Raw genomic sequence first — 24,080 nt, forward strand, 5'->3', positions numbered from 1 at the left:
ACGCACCAGCCACCCATACGCCACGCCCCCGCCATGACCGCTTCCCTCCAGTCCCTGCTCGCGCCCCGCTCCATCGCCGTGATCGGCGCCTCCGACAACGTCCACAAGATCGGCGGCCGGCCGATCCATTACATGAAGACGCACGGCTATGCCGGCACGCTCTACCCGGTCAACCCGCAGCGCGACACCATCCAGGGCCTGCGTGCCTTTCCCACGCTGGACGCGCTGCCGGAAGTCCCGGAGCTGGCCATCGTCATCGTCGCCGGCGACGCCGCGGTGCAGGCGGTGCGCGACTGCGCCCGGCTGGGGGTGGCGGCGGCGATCGTGATCGCGTCAGGCTTCGGCGAGGCCGGTGCCGAAGGCCGGCGCCAGCAGGACGAGATGGTGCGCGCCGCGCGCAGTGCCGGGATGCGGCTGGTCGGCCCCAACAGCCAGGGGCTGGCCAACTTCGGCAGCGGCGCCATCGCCAGCTTCTCCACCATGTTCATCGAGGTGCCGCCGCAGGTCGGCCCGGTGGCCGTGGTCAGCCAGAGCGGCGGCGTGGCGGCAATGGTCTACGGGCTGCTGCGCGGCCAGGGCATCGGCGTGCGGCACATGCACGCCACCGGCAACCAGGCCGACATCACCGTCAGCGAACTGGCGCTGGCGGTGGCGCACGATCCCGGCGTGCGGCTGGTGCTGCTGTACCTGGAAAGCCTGGCCGATCCCGAGGTGCTGGCCGAGGCCGCACGCGTGGCGCGCGCGCGCAATGTGCCGGTGGTGGCGGTCAAGGCCGGACGCTCGCACGACGGGCAGCGTGCGGCGGCCTCGCACACCGGCGCGATAGCCAGCGAGGATCGCGCGGTCGACGCCTTCCTTGCGCGCCACGGCATCTGGCGTGTCGACGATGCGCACGCGCTGGCGCGCTGCGCGCCGCTGTACCTGCGCGGCTGGCAGGCCAGTGGGCGCCGGCTGGTGGTGGTCAGCAATTCGGGCGCCAGCTGCGTGATGGCGGCCGATGCCGCGCAGTCCTTCGGCCTTGCGCTGGCGCCGCTGTCCGACGCCACCCAGGCCGCGCTGGCCGAACGCCTGCCGGGATTTGCCGCCACCGCCAACCCGATCGACGTCACCGCGGCGCTGCTGACCAACAGCGCACTGTTCGGCGAGGTGCTGCCGGTGGCGGCGCGCGATCCGGCCGCGGACCTGTTCCTGCTCGACATCCCGGTCTCGGGCATGGGCTACGATGTGCCGCGCTTTGCCCGCGACGCCGCCGCTTTTGCCGACACCGCGGGCAAACCCATCGCCGTCGCCGTGTGGCAGGCCACGGTGGCAAAGGCCTTCCGCCAGGCCGGCGTACCCACCTTCGCAAATGCTGCCGAAGCGCTGGCTGCCTTCGCGCAACTGGCGTCGCACCAGCAGCGCCTGCGGCAGATCGCGCAAGAAGGCGAGCCGCCGCTGCCGGCGGCCCCGGCGCGGCCGCCAGTCAACCCTGCGAGCATGACGCTGAGCGAGGCCGCCAGCCTGGCACGCCTGTCTGCCGCCGGAATTTCGGTGGTCGAGCACTACTTGTGCCAGGACGTCGACGCGGCGGTGGCCGCATGGCGGCGCATCGGCGCGCCGGTCGCGGTCAAGGCCAGCTCGCCGCAGGTCCCGCACAAGAGCGAGCACGGGCTGGTCGCGCTGCACTGCGACGATGCCGAGGCAGTCGCCAGCGCCTTCACCGCGCAGGTCCGCACCCTGAAGGCCATGGGCGCCGCGTGCGAAGGCATCGTGGTCGCGCGCATGTCGCGCGGCCAGCGCGAATGCATGGTCGGCGCGCACTGGGATCCGGTGTTCGGCGCGGTGCTGGTGGTGGGCGATGGCGGCAAATATGTGGAAGTGCTGCGCGACACCGCGGTGCTGCTGGCGCCGTGCCGGGAGACCGACGTTGCCCGGGCGCTAAACCGCCTGCGTATCGCGCCGCTGCTGCGCGGCGTGCGCGACGAGCCCGCGCTCGACATCGGCGCGCTGTGCCGGCTGGCGGTACAGGTGGGCGAGCTGGTCCATGCCGCCGGCGGTGCGATCCGCTCGGTCGATCTCAACCCGGTGATGGCAAGTGCGGAGGGCGTGGTGGTGGTCGATGCGTTGATCGAGGTACCAGATGCCGCACTGCCCATGCGCTCCTGACGGCAGCGGCATGGGCACGTGCCCGTTCAGACCTCCAGCTCCTCCAGCACCCGCCCCTTGGTCTCGATGCCAAGGCAGTGCACGGTGATGGCCGCCAGCGCCGGCACCACCGACAGTGCGAAGAAGGCGAAGCTCAGGTCGCCGCTGCCGATGGTGCTGGCGATCAACCCCGGCGCAAAGATCGCCGCCAGCTTCAGCCAGGCCCCGCCGAGGCCGCAGCCCATGGCCCGCACGCTGGTCGGATACAGCTCCGGCGTGTAGACATAGGCAGTGATGAAGCCGCTGGCGAGGAAGCCCATCGCCAGCGCGCAGAAGGTCGCGACCACGTACACGCTGGCGGCGTGGAACACGCCCGCCAGCACCAGCGACAGCGCGCACAGCAGGAACGACACGTTGATCACCGGCTTGCGCCCGACCTTGTCGACGATCATGGCGCAGACCAGCGAGCCCACCACGCCCAGCACCGACGCCGCGGCGGCCAGGTTCAGCGCCAGCTGCAGCGGCGCGTGGTAGACGGTCTTGTAGACCGTCGGCAGCCAGGTCGAGAGCCCGTACTGGATAAATCCGCAGGTGGCCCACAGCATCCATACCGCCAGCGTGCGGCCCAGATAGGCCTTGCTGACGAGGTCGCGCAAACGGCGGCGCGGATGGTTGGCCATGCGTTCGTAGGCACTGGCGTCGCCCGGCGGCGGCAGCGGCGTGCGGGCGCGCGCCTCGAACGCGCGCAGCGCGGCGTCGGCCTCTTCCAGCCGGCCCTTTTCGGCCAGCCAGCGCGGCGATTCCGGAATCACGCGGCGCAGGATGAAGAACAGCACCAACGGCACGCCGCCGATGAAGTACATCACTTCCCAGCCGTAGTGGGGCACCAGCCAGGCGCCAATGCCGTTGGACACCATCAGCCCGATCGGGAACACCACTTCGTACAGCAGCACGAAGCGCCCGCGGCCATGGGCGCGCGTGACTTCGTTGATATAGGTCGCCGCCACCGGCAGCTCTCCGCCCAGGCCCAGGCCCTGCACGATGCGCAGCAGCGCGAAGATCTCGAACGACGGGGCAAAGCCGCACGCCAGGCTCATCAGGCCGATGATGCCCGCGCTCCAGCCGATCGAGCGCAAGCGTCCGAAGCGCTCGGCCAGCCCCGGGAACAGCAGTGCCCCGACCAGCTGGCCCACCGACGGCGCCGCGATCAGGAAGCCGATCTGCCCCGGCGTGAGCGACCACTGCGCGATCAGCAGCGGCAGCGTGGCGGCGATGGCAATCACGTCGAAGCCATCGAAGAAGGTGGCCAGGCCGATCAGCAGCCGGGCCCGCACATGCATGGCATTGCCGGGCATGCGCTCGATGCGGGCGACGATATTGCCGCGCGTGAGCGGGCCGGTGCGCGCGGTGGTCGCGCTGTGGCCGGCGCTGTCGGCCGTGGTCACGATGCCTGCGGTGGCGGCCACCGGTGCGCCGGGGGACGCTGCGTCTTGTCTCTGGGTTAGCACGGGACTTTTTGGGTTGGGTCTTGGGCGTCCCGCCTGGCGGGAGCTTTGCTCCCCTCTCCCGCGCGCGGGAGAGGGGCCGGGGGTGAGGGCCGGCGGTTCTGGGGGCGTGGCGCCTTGCCAGACCACCCCTCACCCTGCCCTCTCCCCGTGAGGGGAGAGGGGAACACCGTCGGCATGCGATGGCGCTACGGCAGGATTACAAATCCAGCACCAGCTTGCTGCCCTTGCACCCCGACACGCACACCATCATGGTCTTGTTGCCGGCGCGCTCGCTGTTGCTCAGCACGCTGTCGCGGTGGTCGGGGCAGCCTTCCAGCACGGCGGTCTCGCACGAGCCGCATACGCCTTCGCGGCAGCTGTACTCGACCTCCACGCCGGAGTCGAGCAGCGCGTCCAGCAGCGACTTGCCCGACGGCACCTTCACCAGCGAACCGGTGCGCGACAGCTGCACCACGTACTCGCCTTCCTGCACCGCTTCGGTCGACGGGTCGGCGGCGAAGCGCTCGATATGGACGTTGGGATAGGCATGCGCCGCGCATGCGGCCTCGAACGCGTTCAGCATCGGGCCGGGGCCGCAGCAGTAGAAGTGCGTCTGCGCGTCCTGCCCGGCCAGCATGGCCTGCAGGTCGGGCGGCGCGCCGGCTTCGTCGTCGAAGTGGAAGCGCACGGTGTCGCCGTACGCCGACAGCTGTTCGACGAACGCCGCCTCGGCGCGCGAGCGCGCGCAGTAGATCAGCGTGAACGAGCGGCCCAGCTCGGCCAGCCGGCGCGCCATGCAGACGATCGGGGTGACGCCGATGCCGCCGGCGACCAGCACGGTGTGCGCGGCGCTCTCGTCCAGTTCGAAGTTGTTGCGCGGCGCGCCCACCGTCAGCGTGGCGCCGACGCGCAGCTGCTCGTGCACGTAGCGCGAGCCGCCGCGGCTGCCGCGGTCCAGCAGCACGCCCACGGTGTAGCGCTCGCGCGCTTCCGGCGCGCCGCACAGCGAGTAGCTGCGCACCAGGCCGTTGCCCAGGTGCAGGTCGATATGGGCGCCCGGGCTGTACGCGGGCAGGGTCTTCCCTTCGGGGTCTTGCAGTTCGATGCTGACCACGCCGCGCGCTTCGTAGCGCATGGCCTGGACCCGCAGGGTCAGGGACTGGTGGGCACTCATTGCTGCTTCCTTCTGTTGCGCTGCTGCTTACCGCTTCTCGGTCAGGAACTTGCCTGCCGGGCCACCGGCGTTCTTCTGGCGGCGGGTGTTGCCGTCGATGCCGCCCTCGATCGCCCATTCGGCGAACATGGTCGGGCCCGGCTCGAAGGCGCGCGGCTCCCAGTGTTCGTCGAGCTGGTCTTCGTCGGCGTAGTACTCGATCAGGCCGCCGGCCGGGTTCTTGAAGTACCAGAAGTAGGCCGAGGAGATCGGGTGCCGGCCCGGGCCGAGCTGCGTGTCCCAGCCCTTGCGCGACACGTGCATGCCGCCGCCAAAGACCTCGTGGATGTCGCGCACGGTGAAGGCGACGTGGTTCAGGCCGCTCTTCGGTTCCGGCAGCTGCAACAGGAACAGGTCGTGGTGGCCGCCGTCGGCGGTGCAGCGCAGGAACGCGCCGCGGTCGGGGTAGCGATCGGACGGCACGAAGCCGAACTTCTCCACGTAGAACTGCTCGGTCGCCTTGACGTCCTTGACGAAGAACACCACGTGGCCGACTTCGATCGGCGTGGCGTGGTCGTAGATCGGGCTGCGCTGGTTCATGCGCGGCTTGTCGTTCCACGTGTTCATCAGCGCGCATTCGATCTGCACGTCGTGCTTGCGCGTGACCTGGAAGCGCACCGCCAGGCCGTTCGGATCGGTGCAGCCGAGGCGCAGTGCGTCGCCTTCGCCCTGCGTCACAAAGCCGGGCGCATCCGCGATCGCCTCAGCAAGATGGTCGAGCGAGGCCTGCGACTCGACCCCCCACACCACTTCGCGCAGCGTCGGGCCGGCCTCGATCGCCGGCGGCAGCGACGGGTCGTCGATGCGGCGCACCAGCACGCGGCAGCCGTTCAGCGTTTCGAAGTCCAGGCCCTGCGCGTCGTCGCGCTTGATGGCCAGGCCCCAGTCGGTGAAGAAACCGCGGCAGGCGTCCAAGTCATCCGCGCCGTACACGATCTCGTCGATTCCCAATACCTTGATCATGGCTTCTCTCCAGCTTGCCGGGTTCAGTGGTTGGCCCACGGCAGCGGTTGTTCGTTCAGGCCCCAGTACACGCTTTTCTGCTCCATGTACTGCAGGATGCCCAGCCGTCCCTTCTCGCGGCCCAGGCCGCTGTCGCGCCAGCCGCCGAACGGCGTCGCGATCGAGAACTGCTTGTAGGTGTTGATCCATACGTTGCCGGCCTGCACCGCGCGGGCCACGCGCCAGGCGCGCTTGTAGTCGCGCGTCCAGATGCCGGCGGCGAGCGCGTAGACGCTGTCGTTGGCCTGCGCGATCAGGTCGTCCTCGTCGTCGAATGGGATTGCCACCAGCACCGGCCCGAAGATTTCCTCCTGGCAGATGCGGGCGTGGTTATCCAGCCCTTCGATGATGGTCGGCGTGTAGAAATAGCCGTGGGGCAGCCCGGCCACGTCGGGACGCACGCCGCCGGTGCGCAGCTGCCCGCCTTCGTCCACGCCCGCCGCGACGTACGATTCGATCGAATCGCGATGGCGGTCGGTGATCAGCGGGCCCATCTGGGTGCGCTCGTCGGCCGGGTCGCCCACGCGCAGCTGCGCGGCGCCATGCGCCAGCCGGTCGATGAAGGCCTCGTACTGCGAGCGCGCCACGAACAGGCGCGAGCCCGCGATGCAGGATTCGCCCGACGAGCTGAAGATGCCGTACAGCACGCCGTTGACCGCGTGGTCCAGGTCGGCATCGTCGAACACCATGGTCGGCGACTTGCCGCCCAGCTCCAGCGACACCGGCATCATCTTGTCGGCGGCGATATGGGCGATGTGCTTGCCGGTGGTGGTGCCGCCGGTGAACGACACGCGGCGCACCAGCGGGTGCTTCGTAATGGCGTCGCCGATCACCGAGCCCTTGCCGGGCAGCACGCTGATCAGGCCCCTGGGCACCCCGGCCTCTTCGCAGATGCGCGCCAGTTCCAGCGCCATCAGCGGCGTGACCTCGGCGGGCTTGACCACCACGGCGTTGCCGGCGGCGAGCGCGGGCGCCATCTTCTGCGCCTCGCTGGCGATCGGCGAGTTCCACGGCGTGATCGCCGCAACCACGCCCATCGGCTCGTAGACGCTCATGGTGAGGCAGTCGCCGCGCTGCGGCGTGATGGTCTCTTCCAGCGTTTCGCAGGCGGCGGCAAAGAACTGGAAGGTGCCGGCGGCGCTGGCAACCAGCGCGCGCGTTTCGCTGATGGGCTTGCCGTTGTCGAGGCGCTGGCGCTGGGCCAGCTGCTCGCCCTTGGCGCGGATCAGCTCGGCCACGCGGTACAGCACGGCGGCGCGTTCGTGGGGCTTGCGTTGGGCCCAGCCGCTGGTGAGGAAGGCGTGGTGGGCGCCCTGCACGGCTTCTTCCACGTCAGCCAGGCTGGCGGCGTTCAGTTCGGCGACGACTTCGCCGGTCGCTGGATAGCGCGTGCCGTAGCGGTCGCCGGTCCCCAGGCGCCATTCGCCTGCGATGCAGATGGGGAGTACTTCTTGTGGGTTCATGTCGTTGCCTGCTGTGTCTGTCGTGGCCAAGGCGCTGCTGCGGTCTCTTGCTGCGACGGCGTTGTCAAATGTTGCTGCGTAACTCCCCTCTCCCGCTTGCGGGAGAGGGGTGGGGGTGAGGGCGGGCGCTTCTCACGGAGTGCAGCGCCTCGTCCTTGGCACACACCGGCCCTCACCCCCGGCCCCTCTCCCGCTCGCGGGAGAGGGGAGCAAACCGGCAGCATGGATTGGCGCCCTTCAAATCGATACCGCGTGCGCCCTATTCCCCAGCGCCCGCACCACGCTGAACACCGTCAGCGCCGAGGTCTTCGGGTTCGCCGCCAGCGGCTTGCCGCGCATGGTCAGCTCGAACCCCCCGAACGCCCCGCGCGCTTCCACGTGATGCACGTTCTCCACCGCATGCGGATCGGCCAGCAGCTTCACCGAAGTGCGGTCCAGCCCCAGGCCGGCCAGCGACACGGTGGCGGCGACGTTGGCGTTCTTCGGGTACAGGCGCGCGGCGTCGCGCGCCGTGCCTTCGAAGATCACCGTGGTCTCGGTCAGCGCGTCGAGGTCGAACAACTGCTCGGCCGGCGTGCCGGTCCATGCCCGCGCCGGCTTGCGGCCGGTGTAGATGACTTCGTCGAGCCCGCCGACACGCGCCGCCGCCAGCGCGTCGATGGCGCCGATCGCGCCGGACAGCAACTGCACCTGCGTGCCGCCGCTGCGCGCCGCGGCTTCCAGGCGCTCGGCCATGCCGGGCTCGGACAGCGCGCCCACCGACACCACCATGCACGGGATGCCGCGTTCCAGCGCCGGCACGATGTGCTCCTCCAGCGCATGGTGGCCGGCGCACTCGACCAGCAGGTCGGGCCGCTGGTCGTCCAGGTGCGTGGCGACGCGGGCGCGCGGCGCCAGCGCGGAGACCGCGCCGCGGGCCTCGTCCATCGTGTGCTCCGGCACGATCACCACGTCAAACACTACGTCCGGATCGCTCTTGAGCAATTCCAGCACGCCGCGGCCGATCGCGCCGCAGCCAACCATGGACACATGCAGCATCGCGGGTCTCCCTCAGGCGGTGACAGTGGTTTGTTCGCGCGCCGGCTCTTCGTTGTCCTGGTTCACCGGCGGGCCGGCGAAGATGGTCTTGAAGGAGCCGATCGACAGCATGTCGATTTCCAGCAGGAACGGGCCGGACTCGGCCCTGGCCGCGTCGAGCGCGGCGCCGACCTCGGCCAGGTTGCTGACGCGCGCGTGGCGCAGCGACAGCGACTTCGCCAGCGTGGCGTAATCCGGCGTATGCAGGTCCACATAGTGGCGGCGGCCGCCGTACTGCGCGTCCTGGATGTTCTTGATCACGCCGTAGCCCTTGTCGTTCATCAGCACGATCACCATGTCGGCGCGCTCCTGCACCGCGGTCGCCAGCTCACCGAGGTTCAGGATAAAGCCGCCGTCGCCGGCCAGCGTGAAGGTCTTCTTGCCCGAGCCGGTGGCCGCGGCGCCGATCGCGGCGCCGATGCCCATCGCCAGGCCCTGGCCGATGCCGCCGCCCAGCGCATGCACGCCGGCACGCGAGTCGAAGATGCGCAGCTGGCGGTTGCCCCAGGTGCTGTTCGACACGGTCACGTCGCGCACCCAGTTGAAGTTGCGGCCGACCGCCTCCTGCAACGCCTGCACCAGCGCCGAGTACGGGCCCAGGCCGTCGACCAGGCTGTTGACCGCGGTGTCGTGCGCGCGGCGCAGGTCGGCGGCGAAAGCCGGGTCGATCTGCATGCGCCGCTCGAGCCGGTCGGCCAGCGCGTCCAGCGCCAGCGCGGCGTCGCCGCTGACAAAGTAGTCGCTCATGTAGCAGCGGCCTTCGGCGGCCGGATCGGCGTCGATGCGCAGCAGCGGGCGCGGCAGCTTCAGCTCGTACTTCAGGGTTTCATTGCCGCGCAGGCGCGAGCCCACCACCAGCATCGCATCGCAGGTCTGGTAGAAGGCCTCGACCGGCTTGTGCAAGTTGAACGCGCCCAGCGAGCGCGGATCGTCCTCGGGCACGATGCCGCGGCCCTGGGTGCTGGTGACCACGCCGAAGCCCAGCTCCAGCAGTCGCTGCACCTGCTTGCTGGCATGGCGCGCGCCGCCGCCCAGCCACAGCAGCGGGCGCCTGGCCTTCACCAGGCGCTCGGCCAGCGCGTCCAGCGCATGCGCCGACGGCACATGCTGCGGCACCGGCAGCGGCTGCAGGTCCACCGGCATGTCGATCAGCGCGGCCTGGATGTCGATGGGGATCTCCACGCTGACCGGGCCGGTCGGCGCCGTCAGCGCGGTCTGCACCGCCAGCTTGATGGTGCTGAGCGCGGTGTCGGCGCTGCGGATGCGGAACGCGGTTTTGGACACGGCCTTGAGCATGGTCAGCTGGTCCGGCGCTTCGTGGATGTAGGCCAGGCTCTGGTCCAGGTACGGGGTCTCGATCTGGCCGGTGATATGCAGCATCGGCGTGCCGGCGGTCAGCGCTTCGACCATGGCGCCGGCGGCGTTGCCGGCGGCGGTGCCGGTGCTGGTCAGGCACACGCCCAGGCCGCCGGTGGTGCGGGCATAGGCGTCGGCCATGTTGGTGCCGCCCGCTTCGCCGCGCGCCGGCACGAAGCGGATCTTGCCGCGCTCGCCCATGGCGTCGAGGATCGGCATGTTGTGGATCGAGATCACGCCAAAGGCGGCCTTGACGCCGCACTGCTCGAGAAACGCCGTGATGGCGCAGCCGACCGTGACCTGCTGTTGTTCGTACGGTTGTTGATTAGGCATGACGGGAGTGTCCTCCGGAGATATCGATATGGCTGCCCGTGGTGTACGAAGACAACGGCGAGGCAAGGAACAGGATGGCGCGGGCTGCCTCGACGGGCAGGCCCAGGCGGCCAAGGGGAATGTGCTTCTGCCGGGCCAGGCGCGCGGTCCACGCGGCCCAGTCCAGGTGGCGGTCTTCTTCGGGGCGGGCGTCGAAGCGGCGGCGCCACTGGCCCGACTCGACCAGCCCGATCAGGATGCCGTTGACGCGCACGCCCTTGGGCGCGAACTCGGTCGCCATCGAGCGCACCAGGTTGAGCACGCCGGCGCGCGCGGCGGAGGTTGCCACCATGTGCGGCTCGGGCTGCTGCGCCAGCAGCGAGTTGACGCAGACGATGGCGCCCTGCCCTGACTTTTCGAGCTGCGGCAGGAACGCGCGCGTCGGGTGGATCACCGAGAAGAACTTGAGCTGCAGCTCGTCCATCCAGGCCGCGTCCTCGGTATTGGCGAAGGTGGACACGCGGCCCTGGCCGGCGTTGTTGACCAGCATGTCGACGTTGCCCAGCGTGGCCTGCACCTCGGTGGCAAAGGCGGCGACCTGCTCCGGCCTGAGCACGTCGCAGGGGGCGGCATAAAGCCGGCACCCGGGGAATTGCTCGCGCAGCTGCGCTTCGGCGCTGCGCAGGCGGGCTTGGTCGCGGCCGCACAGGGCGACGGCGGCGCCCGCCTCGAGCAGCAGTTCGACGGTCGCCAGCCCGATGCCGGAGGACCCGCCGGTAACGACGGCAACCTTGCCGTCGAGATCAATCATGGACATTGTCCTCACTCCCGATACAGATTCACCACCTTGCCGGCGCTGTGCAGCGACGGCCGGTAGTCGAGCAGGCGCGACAGCTCGCCCGCGCTATCCCTGACTTTCTCCACCATCGCGTCCAGCTGCTCGGGATCGATATGCGCGGCGGGGATGGTCGCGCCCAGCGCTGCCACCACCTTGCCGGTGCGGTCGCGCACCGGCGCCGCGATGGTCGAGATGCTCGATTCGAAAAAGCCTTCCTGCAGCACGTAGCCGCGCTCGCGGTCGCGCTGGACGATGGCGAACAGCGCATCGGCCGTGCGCGGCGTGCTGTCGGAGAACACTTCGAGCTGCGCCTCCGGATACAGCGCGCGCAATTCCGCCAGCGACAGGTCTTCCAGCAGCACGCGCCCCAGCACCGTGGCATGCGCCGGCAGGCGCGTGCCGACATTGACCGAGCTGGCGAACGGCCGCGGCGACACCGCCTTGGCCACGTAGACGATCGAACGGCCGTCGCGCACCACCAGGTTGGTCGGGTAGCCGATCTCGTCGCGCAGCCGCTCCAGCAGCGGGCGGCCCAGCTCGGTCAGCTCCAGCGACGCCAGGTACTCGAAGCCGAGCCGCAGCACCGCCATGCCCAGCCGGAAATCGCGGCCGCCGTCGGCGCGCTCGACGAAGCCCAGCATTTCCAGCGTCGCCAGCAGGCGGAACACGGTGGAGCGCGGCACCTTCAGGCGGCGCGCCAGTTCCGCGGCCGACATGGTGCGGTCCTTGTTGCTGAACTCGCCGAGCAGGCGCAGGCCGCGCTCCAGCCCCGGGACGATGTACTTGTCCGGGGTTTCGTTGGCGGCGGGCGTCGTCGGGATGGCGTGGGTGCTCATACGTCAGTGCGTGCGGTCGGGCCGATGGCGCCTCAGCGCTTGATCTTCGCCAGCGGGTGCTCGGGCGGGTAGGTCGGCGTGATCGGCTTCTTGGCGCCGAGCATCACGCACATCAGGACGTCCTCGTCGCCGATGTTGATTTCCTCGCGGTACACGCCCGGCGGCACCGACACCAGGTCGCGCTCGGTCAGGATGGTCTCGAAGCGCTCGCCGTCCTTTTCCAGGATCAGCTTGACCTTGCCGCGCAGGATGAAGAACACCTCTTCCACGTCGGTGTGCAGATGCGACGGGCCTTCATGGCCGGCCGGAATGACCATGGTGGAAAAAGTGAAGTGCTCGCTCGGCACGGTGTTGGTGTCGGCGGCCACGCCGGTGCCGCCGGTGCCCAGGTAGCGCATCTGCGCGCGGCGGTACTTGGGGTCGTAGTCGGCCTGGAACTTCAGCGCGTCCCAGTCGTACTTGCGCGTGGCAAAGCGCGCGACGCGGCTTTCCATCCACTGGTCGAACGAGGCGCCCTCCGGCTGGTCCCAGGAACGCTTGATGTTTTGCTGTTGGGAAAGATCGCTCATTTGGATTCCTTGTGCTTGGATGTGGCTATCGGTAGATCGGTGGATCAATGCATGACAAAGCCGCCGTTGACCGCCAGGGTCTGGCCGGTGACGAAACGGGCAAGGTCGGACAGGGCGAACAGCACCGCGCCGCAGACATCGTCGGGCAGCTGCTCGCGCGGGATCGCGCGCTGCTCGCGGTAGAGGTCGTGCCGGTGCTGGGGCACGTATTCGGTCGCCTCGACCAGCGTCAGGCCCGGTGCCACCGCGTTCACCGTGATCTGGTCCTTGCCGAGTTCGCGCGCCAGCGAACGGGTCATGCCGATGATGGCGCTCTTGCTGGCGACGTAGGCCAGCAGGTTGGGCGCGCCCCATAGCGGCGTGTCCGAGGCCAGGTTGACCACCGCGCCGCGGCCGCTGGCACGCAGCGCCGGCAGGCAGGCCGTGGTCATCAGCCAGGTGCCGCGCACGTTGACGTTCATCACGCGGTCCCAGGTGGCGATGTCGATGGCGCCTGCGTCGCGGCCGCCCGAGTCGGTCACGGCGGCGTTGTTGACCAGGCCGTCGAGGCCGCCCAGGGCCTTCACCGCGGCGTCGGCGCAGGCCTGCACCGAGGCCGGATCCGACAGGTCCAGCGTGACCGGCACCACCTTCAGGCCGTGGGCGCGCAATGCATCGGCTTCCTGCTGCAGGCGCTCGGCCAGGATGTCGGCCATGGCCACGGCGGCGCCGGCTTCGGCCAGCGACCTGGCGAAGGCCAGGCCCAGGCCGCGCGCGGCACCGGTGACCAGCACCTTGCGGCCGGCCAGCAGCGTGTTGTGCTCGATGGCCTCAGGCATGGCTGGCGGCTCCCGAGGCTTGCGCGGGCTTCAGCATGGCCACCGGCTCGTCGGCGACTTCCTGCTCGGCGCGGCGCTTCAGCAGCCGGCGCACGCGCGTGATGCCGGCATCGTGCTGGTACAGCATCTCGTGGTCGCGCGCGTTCGGCGCCATCATTTCCAGCACCACGCGGTCCTGTTCCAGCACGTCCCAGTGCAGCTGCTCCAGGCGGTTGCGATACAGGAAGCGCCACACATCGCGCTCCCAGCCCTGCACGTGGCGGGTGCGCCAGAAGAACACCATGCAGTGGTCCTCATCCACCGGCGTGGCCATGCCGACGATGCCGAACGGGCCGCCGGGGCCGACCTTGGCGCGGTACGGGATGGCCAGGCGCAGCCACAACGTGCCGGTCTCGCCGAACTCGACCCAGTCGAAGTTGACACCGCGCTGGCCGGTCTTCTCGAACACCAGCCCGTGCTCGGTCTCGCGGATCTGCATCACGGCGGACTTTTCGCCGGACGCCATCGAGTGCGACACCGCGTGCAGGTAGGCGCCGTGCATCGGGTCCATAACGTTGTCGATGGCGTAGCGGTAGTTGCAGTCCCAGTGCGCCACACACAGGAAGTGGCTGTGCTCGTCGCTGACCAGTTCTTCCGGCAGGCGCAGTTCGTCGGGGCTGCCCTCGCCCTGCGGGGCCTGGTCGCCGAACCACAGGAAGATCGCGCCGGCCTGCTCCTGCACCGGGTAGCTGCGCACGCAGGTGCGGCCTTCCAGCGGGCAGCTTTCCACCGCCGGCACGCTCTTGACCTGGCCGTCGCCGCCGACTTCGACGCCGTGGTACCAGCAGGCGACGCGGTCGCCCAGGTTCCAGCCCATCGACAGGCGCGCGCCGCGGTGCGGGCAGCGGTCTTCCAGCGCGTGAACCTGGCCGGCGCCGTCGCGCCACAGCACGATGTTCTGGCTCAGGCGGGTGATGCCGATGGGGGCGCGCGATACCGCCCACGAGGCGGCGACGGGGTACCAGTAGTTGCGCAGGCCGGTGTTCAGGCGGGCTTCGGCGCGGGCTTGCTTGTTCGATTCCATGTTGTTCTCGCTATCGACCGGTTCAGGCGCCCAGGCGGCGCATTTCGGAGAGGAAGCGCGCTTCGGTCCAGGGCTGGCCGTCGACGCCGAGGAAGCCGGCGTCATTGAAGGCGCGCACGATGTCCTGCGGGTTCTGCGCGCCGCCTTCGAAGGCAGCTTCGAGGGCGTCGCCGAGCGCGTTCTCGTACGCGCTCGGTGCGGCGGCGCGGGTCTGCCAGACGATGTTGGCGACCTTGCCGGGTTGCTCGATATGGCCCTTGCCCGCCACGTTGTTCGGCGCCGGACGCTCCCAGGGCACCAGGTTCGGGTTGTACGAGAGGCTTTCCATTGCGCTTGGCTCCATGTCTTGCAGCAGGGGGACCGTGTTCCGCGTGCGCGGTCGACCGTCTTCCGGTTGCCGCGCTACGTTTTACTAATGAAACACTGGTTTAGATATTGAACACAGGTACGACTATAGACAACGACGGCGCAAAAATTGACTGGGGTTAACCCGCGCTCGGGCAGATTGCCCGGTACGTGCGGCGCAAACGGGGCACCGCCGATGCGGCGATCGCGGCGGCAGAACGCCGCCGACGGGAATCACTGGCCGGCAGGCAGGGCGGAACGGATCAGCCGCGCGGTGGCGGCGGCCTGGTCGATATAGCAGGCATGCCCGGCGTCGGGGATCAGCGCGAACGGCAGGCCGAAGCGCTCGGCCAGCGCCGCGCAGGCGGGCGGCGTGGTGACGAGGTCGCGGCCGCCGCAGGCGATCTGTGTCGGCAGATGCGCCGGACGTCGCGCCAGGTAGGCGTCGATGTCGTCGCCGCACAGCATGGCCACGGCCTGGCGGTAGCCGTCCGGGTTCAGCCGCCGCATGTTCCAGCGCACCCAGGCCTGCGCGCCCGCATCGGCCGCTTCACCGAGCAGCCGCGCCGGCCCGCGTTGCGCCAGCCCGTCGATACCCAGCGTCTCCAGCGCTTCCAGCCGCTGGCTGGCGACCGCGCTGGCCTGCGCTTCCTTGCCGGCCGCGCCGTAGCCTTGCGCCACGCTCAGCAGCAGCATACGGGCCGGCAGCGCGCGCGCCGAGGCGGCATAGGCGGCCGCCATCAGCGCTCCCAGCGAATGCCCGACCAGTAATGCCGGCTGCACCTCGAGCACCGCCAGCAGGCCCTCGAGCCGGCGCGCATAGTCCGCGGCCAGCGGCCGCGCCTGCGGCAACGGAGAGGAATCGCCGTAGCCAGGTGCGTCCCAGGCGATCACGCGCGCATGCGCGGCCAGCAGGCTGGCGCAAGGCAGCCACGACGCCGCCCCGGAGCTGATGCCGTGCAGCACCACCACCACCGGCCCGGTCCCGCCACCGCAGCGGTAGGCCACGCGCGCGCCCTCCACTTGCGCCACGCGCTGGGCAAACCCGCTGTCGAGGGCCTCCAGCAAGCCGTGGTCCGGTTCGGCCGGCGTCTGGGGCTGATTTTGTTTCATATATAAAACTATAGTTGGCAAATAAAACCCTTGAAGCATAGGCGCTGCCGCAGGGCCTCCGGCATCAGGGTTAACGATAGGCCTGCCGGAAACGGCGTCGCGACGCCAGAGCTGGCCATCCGGGCCGGTCGCTTTAGGGATAACCCTCCTCACATGTTCCGGAAAGTCGCGGCTATATTCTGCTCAACGTTTCTTATGTTGTTTGACGTTTCATATATAAAACACAAAGAGACCGAGCCGACATCCAGTGCCGCCATCCGCAGGGGTACCGGAGCACAAGAGCAAAACACCACAAGACGGAAAACGGAAGGAAACCGGTAGATGAAACTTGCACGAACCGCCGCGGCGCTGCTTGCGGCTTTCCCCCTGCTGGCCTCGGCGCAAGCATCGCCATCGTCGGTCACGCTGTACGGCGTGATCGACAGCGGCGTCGAGTACGTGAGCAATGTCGGCGCCAACGGCGACGGCCTGGTGCGCATGCCCAACAACACCGCCACGGTGCCGTCGCGCTGGGGCATCCGCGGCACCGAAGACCTCGGCGGCGGGCTGAAGGGCCTGTTCGTGCTGGAATCGGGCTTTTCGCCCGACACCGGCAGCGCCAACCAGGGCGGCCGGCTGTTCGGGCGCCAGGCGCTGGTCGGCCTGAGCAATCCCTACGGCCAGCTGTCGTTCGGCCGCCAGTACACCATGCTGTTCTGGGCCATCCTCGACAGCGATATCCTCGGGCCCAATGTCTACGGCTCCGGCTCGCTCGACAGCTACCTGCCCAATACGCGCGCCGACAATGCGGTTGCGTACAAGGCCAATTTCAAGGGCTTCGTGGTCGGCGCCACCTACAGCTTCGGGCGCGACGCGGTCAACGCCGGGCCCAGCCCCGCCGGCACCAACTGCGCCGGCGAAAACCCCGCCGACAAGAAGGCGTGCCGCGAATGGTCGGCCATGGTCGGCTACGACAACAAGACCTGGGGCGTGATCGCGGCGTACGACTCGCAGCGCGGCGGCCCGGGCGCCTTCGGCGGCCTGACCAGCAGCAACCTGAGCGACGACCGCCTGTCGCTGGGCGGCTACATGCTGCTGAAGAACACCAAGCTCGGCGCCGGCTGGATCCGCCGCGACAACGAGGGCAGCCCGACCCCGGTCAGCGACCTGTACTACGCCGGCGTCTCGCACGACATCACGCCGGCGGTCAACCTGGCCGGGCAGGTGTATTTCCTGAACTACCACGGCAGCGACAACCAGGCCATGCTGTACGCGCTGCGCGCGACCTACAGTTTCAGCAAGCGCACCTCGGTCTATGCCACCGCGGGCTTTATCAACAACGGCGGCCAGCTGGCGATGTCGGTCAGCGGCGGCTCGCCCGGTTCCGCCCCGCGCCCGGGCGAAAACCAGTGGGGCTCGATGCTCGGCATCAAGCATATTTTCTGAGCCCGCCGATCCATCGCAGTCGCCGGCGCCGCGCGCCGGGTTCCACTCCACGCGGCACCGCCTCCGGGCCGGTGCCCGGTTTTACCGAGGTCTGAAGATCATGAAGTCTGCACGACGCCACCTCCTGGCCACGCTGGCCGCCGCCACGCTCGCTCCCGCCGCGCTGTTCGGCGCCGGCAGCGCGCTGGCCCAGGGTTCGTACCCGAGCAAGACCGTCACCATCGTCGTCGCCTACCCCGCCGGCGGCGACGTCGACGTGCTGGCGCGCATGCTGGCCGAAAAGCTGGCCCCGCGCCTGAAGCAGTCCGTGGTGGTGGAAAACCGCACCGGCGCCGCCGGCACCATCGGCAGCGCCTACGTCGCGCGCGCCAACCCGGACGGCCACACGCTGCTGCTCGCGCCCAACACCGTCGCGATCGCGCCGCTGGTGCTGCGCGCCGGCACCGGCGCCAGTTACGACGTGCAGCAGGACTTCACGCCGATCAGCCAGATCGGCACGCAGTCGCTGTTCGTGGTGGTCAACAAGGGCACCGGCATCACCAAGGTCAGCGACCTGGTGGCGCGCGCCAAGGCCGGCAAGGTCGAGACCTATGCCACCCCGGGCAACGGCTCGCCGATGCACATCATGGGCGAGCTGTTCAACAAGTCCGCCGGCATCAAGATCAGCCAGGTGCCGTACCGTGGCCTGGCGCCGGCCATCGTCGACGTGATCGGCGGCCAGGTGCCGGTCACCTACGTCACCTACGGCGCGATCTCGCAGTACGTCGGCAACGGCAGCCTGGTGCCGCTGGCGGTCGCCGACCAGAAGCGCTCGCCGTTCGCGCCCAACGTGCCGACGCTGGCCGAACTGGGCTACAAGGATGTCGAGATCGGTGCGTGGCAGGCGCTGCTGGGACCGAAGAACATGCCGGCCGAGGTGGTGCGCACGCTCAATGCGCACGTCAACGAGATCCTGAAGATGCCCGACGTGGTCGCGCGCATGGCGACCATCGCGGTCACGCCTTCGGGCGGCGAGCCTGCCGTGCTGAGCAAGCTGATCGCCGCCGACACGGCCCGCTACACCAGGGTCGTGAAGGAGTTCGGCATCCAGGCCGACTGACCGCGGTTTGCAGGCACGGGCAGCCCGGCCGGCCCGTGCCGGTAAGAATTACCATTCGATATCTCCGGTATAGCGGCGCCGGCGCCACGCGCGGCCGCTGGCCGCTGCGCCACCGCTGGCAAGAAATTTGCACCGTTGCCAGCATGGACTTTTCGTTCGACTGGCGCGAAGCGCTCTTCTTCAGCATCTCTCCGCTCGAAATCATCGTGCGCGGCACGGTGATGTACTGGTCGCTGTTCGTGCTGTTCCGCTTCGTGGTGCGGCGCGACATCGGCTCGATGGGCATCGCCGACCTGCTGCTGATCGTGATCGTCGCCGACGCGGCGCAGAACGGCATGGCCGGCAAGGGCGAAGGTGTCGCCGACGCGGTGCTGCTGGTGATCACGCTGATCGCCTGGAACCGGCTGATCGACTTCCTCTCCTACAAGTACCCGGCCTTCCAGCGCTTCGCCGAAGCCAAGAAGGTGCTGCTGGTGCGCGACGGGGTCAAGCTGCAAGAGAACATGCGGCGGGAGAACATCACCGACGAAGAACTCGAAGCCAAGTACCGCCAGCATGGCGTCGATTCGATCGACGGCGTCAAGGCGCTCTACCTGGAAGCCGACGGCAAGGTCAGCGTGATCAAGAAGGAGTAGGGACGCGGGCTCGGTAGTCCGCCGGGTTGCGGCTAACGCCGGCAGATAAGGGTTCAATTCCTACCGTCATTCCCGCGAAAGCGGGAACCCAGCGTCGTTAAAAGTCACTGGGTCCCCGCTTTCGCGGGGACGACGCTCACTTGACTGAACGGCATGAGCCGGGTTGCGACGGGCCTCAGTTCACCTGCCGGTTCATCCCCTGCCAGAACGGCTCGCGCAGCTTGCGGCGCAGCAGCTTGCCCGACGGGTTGCGCGGCAGCGCCTCGACGAACTCGATGCTCTTCGGCACCTTGAAGCCGGCCACGCGCTGGCGCGTCCAGGCCAGGATGGCATCGCGGTCGGCCGCCTCCCCGGGCTTGAGCACGACGATGGCCTTGACCGCCTCGCCCCACTTCTCGTCCGGCACGCCGATCACGGCCACGTCGGCCACCTGCGGATGGCCGTAGATCGCGCTTTCGACCTCGGCCGGATAGACGTTTTCGCCGCCGCTGATGATCATGTCCTTGACGCGGTCGTGGATGTACAGGTAGCCCTCGGCGTCCATGTAACCCGCATCGCCGGTGCGCAGCCAGCCGTCGGCGTCGATGGTGCGCGCGGTCTCTTCGGGCTGCTTCCAGTAGCCGGCCATGTTGTGCTGCGAGCGCACCACCACCTCGCCGACCTCGCCCGGGGCCAGCTCGCGCCCCTCGTAGTCCACCACTTTCAGTTCGACCCCCGGCAGCGCCTTGCCGGCGGCGCGCATGCGCGGCACCTCTTCGGTGGTGTGGTCCTCGGGCGGCAGCGCGACGATGGTGCCGGTGGTCTCGGTCATGCCGTACTGCTGCACGAAGCCGCAGCCGAACACCTCGATGCCTTCGCGCAGCAGCGCCGCCGGAATCGGCGCGGCGCCGTACAGCAGGTACTTCAGGCGCGAATAGTCGACCTGGCGCGCGCGCGGGTCGCGCAGCACGATCTGCATCGCGGCCGGCACCAGGAACAGCTTGCTGACGCGCTCCTTCTCGATGAAGTCGAGCACCGCGCGCGGATCGAACTCGCGCGCGACCACGCCCTTGGCGCCGGACAGCAGGTTGCGCAGGCCCCAGCCGGAGCCGCCGATATGCGCCACCGGCATCGCCACCAGCGAAATATCGTCGGCCACCCAATGCGACCAGGCCAGCTGTTCGCGCTCGCTGACCTCGGTGCCGATGGTCAGGTTGCGGTGCGTCAGCATCGCGCCCTTGGGACGCCCGGTCGTGCCCGACGTGTACAGCTGCAGCACCACGTCGTGCGCCGCCGGCTCATGCGCGGGCGGCGTGGCCGGATGCGCGTCGCGCCAGTCGGTGTAGCACGGCCAGTCGCCCTGCCCGTCGCACGGCTCCATCACCACCACCTTGCGCACCAGCGGCAGCGCCGGCAGCAGGTTGCGCACCATCGCCACCGACTCGGCGCCGACAAACAGCACCACCGCATCGCAATGCCCGAGGATGAACTCCACCTCGGGCGGCGCCAGCCGCCAGCTGGCCGGCGCCATCACCGCGCCGGTCTTGCCCGCGCCCAGCAGCAGCTCAAAGTAGTGGTCGCTGTTCTTGCCGATATAGCCGATACGATCGCCGGCGCGCACGCCTTCGGCCAGCAAGGCCTGCGCCACGCGATCGGTGTTGCGCTCGAATTCGGCGTAGGTGGTCTGCCGGCCTTCGAACGAATACGCCACCGCCTCGGGCCGCAGGCGCGCGAAATGGCGCACCGCGTGAGGCAGCGTCGTCAGGTAGCTGAAATCCATCCGCGTCTCCCAAGAATTTCATGCCACCGGCGCACGCGCGTGGCGCGGGTTCGCCGGTGGCGACAGGCCCGTCAGCGGTTCAGCGCGGCGCCATGCGGATGGCACCGTCCAGGCGCACCGACTCGCCGTTGAAATAGCCGTTGCGGCACATCTCGACCGCCAGCGAGGCAAACTCTTCCGGCTGCCCCAGTCGCTTCGGAAACGGCACCGAGGCCGCCAGCGCGGCCTTGACGTTCTCGGCCGCGCCCTGCAGCAGCGGGGTATTGAAGATGCCGGGCAGGATGGTGTTGACGCGGATGCCTTCGCCGGCCAGGTCGCGCGCAATCGGCAGCGTCATGCCGACCACGCCGGCCTTCGACGCCGAGTACGCCGCCTGCCCCATCTGGCCGTCCTGCGCCGCCACCGACGCGGTGTTGATGATCACGCCGCGCTCGCCGCCGGCGGTGTCGAGCGTCAGCATGCCGGCGGCCGAACGGGCGATGCAGCGGAACGTGCCGATCAGGTTGATCTGGATGATGCGCTCGAAGGCATCGGACGGGAAATGCTTGATCTGGTCCGGCGCTTCCTTGGAACGCGACGCGGTCTTGATGGCGTTGCCGGTGCCGGCGCAGTTGACCAGGATGCGCTCCTGGCCGATGGCGGCGCGGGCCTTGGCAAAGCCGGCCTCCACCTCTGCTTCGGAGGTCACGTTGACCTGGCAGAACACGCCGCCCAGCTCGCGCGCCAGCGCTTCGCCCTTTTCGGCGTTCAGGTCGAACAGTGCCACGCGCACGCCCTGTGCCGCCAGCGCCCGCGCCGTCGCCGCGCCCAGCCCCGAAGCCCCGCCCGTCACCACTGCCGATACCGATGCATTGAGTTCCATGCCGTCTTTCCTTTGTCTCTTGTTGCTGTGCGGCCGATGCTGCGACCGCGATCTGGTTGAAGCCGGCAGGCGCGCAGGCGCCGGTACCGGAGTGGGTTCGAGATTCGGGGATCGGGGCCGCCGATGCATCGTCCGAAGCGACGAATGCGCCGAATGCGCCTGAATGCTCGCGAATGCGCGCCCGAGCGCGCGCGGACACCGGCACACCACGCGACCGATGCGCTACAGTGGCGCGATCGATGGCCACTCCGGCGCCGGCGCCGCCCGGCAGACGATCACCCGCCATGCGCAAACCCGACCCTCACGCCTTCGCCCGGCACCGCCGGCCTGCGGTTCAGACCACGGCGCAGGCCACGGCACTGGCCTTGCTGGCCGGCCTGCTCGCGCTGCTGTGCGCCATGCCGGTGCGCGCCGCGCCGGCCGGGCCGTTCGCCGCGTTGCTGGCGCCGGCGGAAAAACCCGCGACAGCGGCCAGCGCCCCTGCCGCCAGCGTGCCGCTGGCGCAGTCGCTGGACCAGGTGATCACCACGCTGCAGGACGATGGCGAGCGGCGTGCGCTGGTGCGCCAGCTGCAAACCCTGCGCCAGGGCCTGGCGGCTTCCGCGGCCATGGCGGCGCCGGCCGCGCCGGCCTCGGCTTCGGCGCCCGGGCTGATCGGTGCCATGGCGCAGGTGCTGGACGAGGTCGACGCGCACCTGCGCGAAGACCGCGGCCCGTGGCAGTACTGGGGCTGGCGCACGCGCTTCGCCGCCGACGAATGGCGCGCCGCGCTGACGCAGGGCGGCACGCGCTCCGGCCTGGACTCGCTGCGCGAATTCGCACTGGTGCTGGCGGCATGGGCGGCGTGCGGCTGGCTGCTGCGCGAGGCCGGCCATCGGCTGCGGCGGCGGCGCACGACCGGCGCCCCGGCGGTCCTGCGCGCGCCGCGCGGCAAGCTGCCCGACCTGCCGTCGTGGGTCGACGTCGGCGTCTACATGCTGCGCCATATCGGGCCGTGGGTGGTGGCGTTCGGGCTGACGCTGCTGCTGGCGCGGCAACTGTTCGCGCAATCGCCGGCCAGCGTCGCCGCCGTGCTGCTGGCCTATGCCATCGTCGCCGGCGCGGTCGCGGCGGCGGTGTGCCAGGTCATCTTCGCGCTGTTCCGCAGCGCGCATCGGCAACTGGCGGTGCGGCAGCTGCTGGCGCGTTCGCCGTGGCTGCTGTTCTGCACCGGGGCGCTGGCGGCCCTGGGCAACGGCGCCGCCGACGCCCGCATGGCCGCGGTGCTGGGCAGCAACTTGTCGGCGCTGCTGTCGACCCTTGCCAATATCGCCGCGGCGCTGGGCATCGGCGTGTTCGCACTGTGTTTCCGGCGCCAGGTGGGCCAGTTGATCAGCCAGCGGCCGCTGGCTTTCCGCCAGGCCCATCCCGCCGTGACCGACCTGCTGCGCCTGGCGGGCCATGCCTGGCATTTGCCGGTGCTGGCCGTGGTGGTGGCGTCGGTGATCGGCACCGTGCTGGCCACCGGCCATGCCGATGTGTTCCTGCGCCGCACGGTGGCGTCGGTGGCACTGTTCGTCGCCGCGCTGCTGCTGACCATGGTGCTGGGGCGCTCGCCCAAGGCCGGCGCGCGCGCGCCGCGCATCCGCGACCGCCGCCGCTCGGCCTACCTGCAGCGCTTCGGGCGCTTTGCGCTGGCGCTGGTGCGCGTGCTGGTCTGGGCCGTCTTCGTCGAAGTCGTGATGCGCGTGTGGGGTTCGTCGCTGGTGCGGCTGGCCGAATCGTCGGCCGCCGGGCGCCACCTGACCGAGACCGCGTTCCGCGTCACCAGCACCGTGCTGCTGGCCTGGCTGGTCTGGCTGCTGATCGACACCGCCATCATGCAGTCCTTGTCGCCCGCGCACGCGCGCGCCACGCAGCCCAGCCTGCGTGCCAGGACCATCCTGCCGCTGGTGCGCAATGCCTCCTTCATCGGCCTGCTGGTGATCACCGTGATCGCGGTGCTGGCCAACCTGGGCGTCAACGTGACGCCGCTGCTGGCCGGCGCCGGCGTGGTCGGCCTGGCCATCGGCTTCGGCGCGCAAAGCCTGGTGCAGGACCTGATCACCGGCCTGTTCATCGTGGTCGAGGACTCCATCGCCATCGGCGACTCGATCGAGCTGCCCGACCACGCCGGCGTGGTCGAGGCCATGACCATCCGCACCGTCAAGCTGCGCGACGGCCGCGGCGCGCTGCACACGCTGCCGTACAGCCAGATCAAGGCGGTCAAGAACCTGTCGCGCGGCTACGGCTACGCCGTGCTCAATATCGGCATCAGCTACCACAGCGACCTGGACCGGGCGCTGGAACTGATCCGCGCCACCGGCGCCGAACTGGCGCGCGACCTGCGCTACGGCCGCAAGCTGCTGTCCGGACTCGAGATCCTGGGCCTCGACCGCTTCGACCCGAGCGGGCCGGTGGTGATGGCGCAGATCAAGACCCGGCCGCTGATGCAGGCGGAGATCACGCGGGCCTTCAATGCCCGGCTCAAGCGCAATTTCGACGCCAACGGCATTCGCATGGCGTCGCCGAGCCTGACCATCCAGGTCGATGGCGGTACGGTGGAAGTGCCCGCCGGGGAACTGGTGCCAAAGGGGGCACCCCGGTGAACGCACCGGCGGCGCAAATGCGCCGCCCGATAAGGCCTGGCGGGGACTTACGCCCAC

General features: G+C 69.6%; 20 protein-coding genes. 5 read left to right on the forward strand and 15 right to left on the reverse strand.

Annotated elements, in window-relative coordinates; all coding sequences use genetic code 11:
* The first annotated feature begins 33 nt into the window (after nucleotides 1–33).
* Complete coding sequence (locus tag LIN44_RS20815; RefSeq protein WP_227316133.1) at nucleotides 34–2,145, forward strand: acetate--CoA ligase family protein; 2,112 nt, start codon at nucleotides 34–36, stop codon at nucleotides 2,143–2,145.
* Between the two features lie 26 nt (nucleotides 2,146–2,171).
* Here the strand turns inward: LIN44_RS20815 and LIN44_RS20820 are convergent, their stop codons facing one another.
* From LIN44_RS20820 to LIN44_RS20880, 13 genes are all read right to left on the reverse strand, one after another.
* A complete protein-coding gene (locus LIN44_RS20820; RefSeq protein WP_227316134.1) occupies nucleotides 2,172–3,590 on the reverse strand; it encodes an MFS transporter in 1,419 nt (472 codons plus the stop codon).
* A gap of 238 nt (nucleotides 3,591–3,828) precedes the next feature.
* Nucleotides 3,829–4,785, reverse strand: coding sequence for a PDR/VanB family oxidoreductase (locus LIN44_RS20825; RefSeq protein WP_227316135.1), 957 nt, complete (start codon nucleotides 4,783–4,785; stop codon nucleotides 3,829–3,831).
* A 27-nt stretch (nucleotides 4,786–4,812) separates the two neighbouring features.
* Nucleotides 4,813–5,787, reverse strand: coding sequence for a VOC family protein (locus LIN44_RS20830; protein ID WP_227316136.1), 975 nt, complete (start codon nucleotides 5,785–5,787; stop codon nucleotides 4,813–4,815).
* Between the two features lie 23 nt (nucleotides 5,788–5,810).
* Complete coding sequence (locus LIN44_RS20835) at nucleotides 5,811–7,289, reverse strand: aldehyde dehydrogenase (protein WP_227316137.1); 1,479 nt, start codon at nucleotides 7,287–7,289, stop codon at nucleotides 5,811–5,813.
* A 237-nt stretch (nucleotides 7,290–7,526) separates the two neighbouring features.
* Nucleotides 7,527–8,327 carry an aspartate dehydrogenase gene (locus tag LIN44_RS20840; RefSeq protein ID WP_227316138.1) on the reverse strand — a complete coding sequence of 267 codons (801 nt, stop codon included), beginning with the start codon at nucleotides 8,325–8,327 and terminating at the stop codon, nucleotides 7,527–7,529.
* 12 nt (nucleotides 8,328–8,339) lie between these two features.
* Nucleotides 8,340–10,055: a thiamine pyrophosphate-binding protein gene (locus LIN44_RS20845; RefSeq protein WP_227316139.1), complete on the reverse strand. Its 1,716-nt coding sequence runs from the start codon at nucleotides 10,053–10,055 to the stop codon at nucleotides 8,340–8,342.
* Nucleotides 10,048–10,851, reverse strand: coding sequence for an SDR family oxidoreductase (locus LIN44_RS20850; protein WP_227316140.1), 804 nt, complete (start codon nucleotides 10,849–10,851; stop codon nucleotides 10,048–10,050). Before LIN44_RS20850 ends, LIN44_RS20845 begins: the two co-directional genes overlap by 8 nt.
* A gap of 5 nt (nucleotides 10,852–10,856) precedes the next feature.
* On the reverse strand, nucleotides 10,857–11,708 hold the full coding sequence (locus LIN44_RS20855; protein ID WP_227316141.1) for an IclR family transcriptional regulator: 852 nt from the start codon (nucleotides 11,706–11,708) through the stop codon (nucleotides 10,857–10,859).
* Between the two features lie 32 nt (nucleotides 11,709–11,740).
* Nucleotides 11,741–12,277 carry a cupin domain-containing protein gene (locus LIN44_RS20860; protein WP_227316142.1) on the reverse strand — a complete coding sequence of 179 codons (537 nt, stop codon included), beginning with the start codon at nucleotides 12,275–12,277 and terminating at the stop codon, nucleotides 11,741–11,743.
* Nucleotides 12,278–12,321: 44 nt separating this feature from the next.
* Complete coding sequence (locus LIN44_RS20865; protein WP_227316143.1) at nucleotides 12,322–13,095, reverse strand: SDR family oxidoreductase; 774 nt, start codon at nucleotides 13,093–13,095, stop codon at nucleotides 12,322–12,324.
* Nucleotides 13,088–14,158, reverse strand: coding sequence for an aromatic ring-hydroxylating dioxygenase subunit alpha (locus tag LIN44_RS20870; protein ID WP_227316144.1), 1,071 nt, complete (start codon nucleotides 14,156–14,158; stop codon nucleotides 13,088–13,090). Before LIN44_RS20870 ends, LIN44_RS20865 begins: the two co-directional genes overlap by 8 nt.
* 22 nt (nucleotides 14,159–14,180) lie before the next feature.
* Nucleotides 14,181–14,486: a recombinase-like helix-turn-helix domain-containing protein gene (locus LIN44_RS20875; RefSeq protein WP_227316145.1), complete on the reverse strand. Its 306-nt coding sequence runs from the start codon at nucleotides 14,484–14,486 to the stop codon at nucleotides 14,181–14,183.
* Between the two features lie 251 nt (nucleotides 14,487–14,737).
* Nucleotides 14,738–15,616, reverse strand: coding sequence for an alpha/beta fold hydrolase (locus tag LIN44_RS20880; RefSeq protein WP_227316146.1), 879 nt, complete (start codon nucleotides 15,614–15,616; stop codon nucleotides 14,738–14,740).
* Between the two features lie 321 nt (nucleotides 15,617–15,937).
* Between LIN44_RS20880 and LIN44_RS20885 the strand changes: the two genes are divergently transcribed.
* From LIN44_RS20885 to LIN44_RS20895, 3 genes are all read left to right on the forward strand, one after another.
* Nucleotides 15,938–17,041, forward strand: a complete 1,104-nt coding sequence (locus LIN44_RS20885) for a porin (protein ID WP_227316147.1) — start codon at nucleotides 15,938–15,940, stop codon at nucleotides 17,039–17,041.
* 100 nt (nucleotides 17,042–17,141) lie between these two features.
* Nucleotides 17,142–18,140, forward strand: a complete 999-nt coding sequence (locus LIN44_RS20890; protein WP_227316148.1) for a tripartite tricarboxylate transporter substrate binding protein — start codon at nucleotides 17,142–17,144, stop codon at nucleotides 18,138–18,140.
* Nucleotides 18,141–18,283: 143 nt separating this feature from the next.
* Complete coding sequence (locus LIN44_RS20895) at nucleotides 18,284–18,775, forward strand: DUF421 domain-containing protein (protein ID WP_227316149.1); 492 nt, start codon at nucleotides 18,284–18,286, stop codon at nucleotides 18,773–18,775.
* A 175-nt stretch (nucleotides 18,776–18,950) separates the two neighbouring features.
* On the opposite strand, the gene LIN44_RS20900 is transcribed toward LIN44_RS20895, so the two are convergent.
* Together LIN44_RS20900 and LIN44_RS20905 are read right to left on the reverse strand one after the other, a co-directional pair.
* Nucleotides 18,951–20,534 carry a fatty acid--CoA ligase gene (locus tag LIN44_RS20900; RefSeq protein WP_227316150.1) on the reverse strand — a complete coding sequence of 528 codons (1,584 nt, stop codon included), beginning with the start codon at nucleotides 20,532–20,534 and terminating at the stop codon, nucleotides 18,951–18,953.
* Nucleotides 20,535–20,613: 79 nt separating this feature from the next.
* Nucleotides 20,614–21,396: an SDR family NAD(P)-dependent oxidoreductase gene (locus LIN44_RS20905; protein ID WP_025586544.1), complete on the reverse strand. Its 783-nt coding sequence runs from the start codon at nucleotides 21,394–21,396 to the stop codon at nucleotides 20,614–20,616.
* Nucleotides 21,397–21,680: 284 nt separating this feature from the next.
* Here LIN44_RS20905 and LIN44_RS20910 point away from each other — a divergent pair, with 284 nt between their 5' ends.
* Nucleotides 21,681–24,023 (forward strand): mechanosensitive ion channel family protein, encoded by a 2,343-nt coding sequence (locus tag LIN44_RS20910; protein ID WP_227316151.1) that lies wholly within the window; start codon nucleotides 21,681–21,683, stop codon nucleotides 24,021–24,023.
* The last annotated feature ends 57 nt before the right edge of the window (nucleotides 24,024–24,080 follow it).

This window comes from Cupriavidus sp. MP-37 (assembly GCF_020618415.1).
Taxonomy (GTDB): domain Bacteria; phylum Pseudomonadota; class Gammaproteobacteria; order Burkholderiales; family Burkholderiaceae; genus Cupriavidus.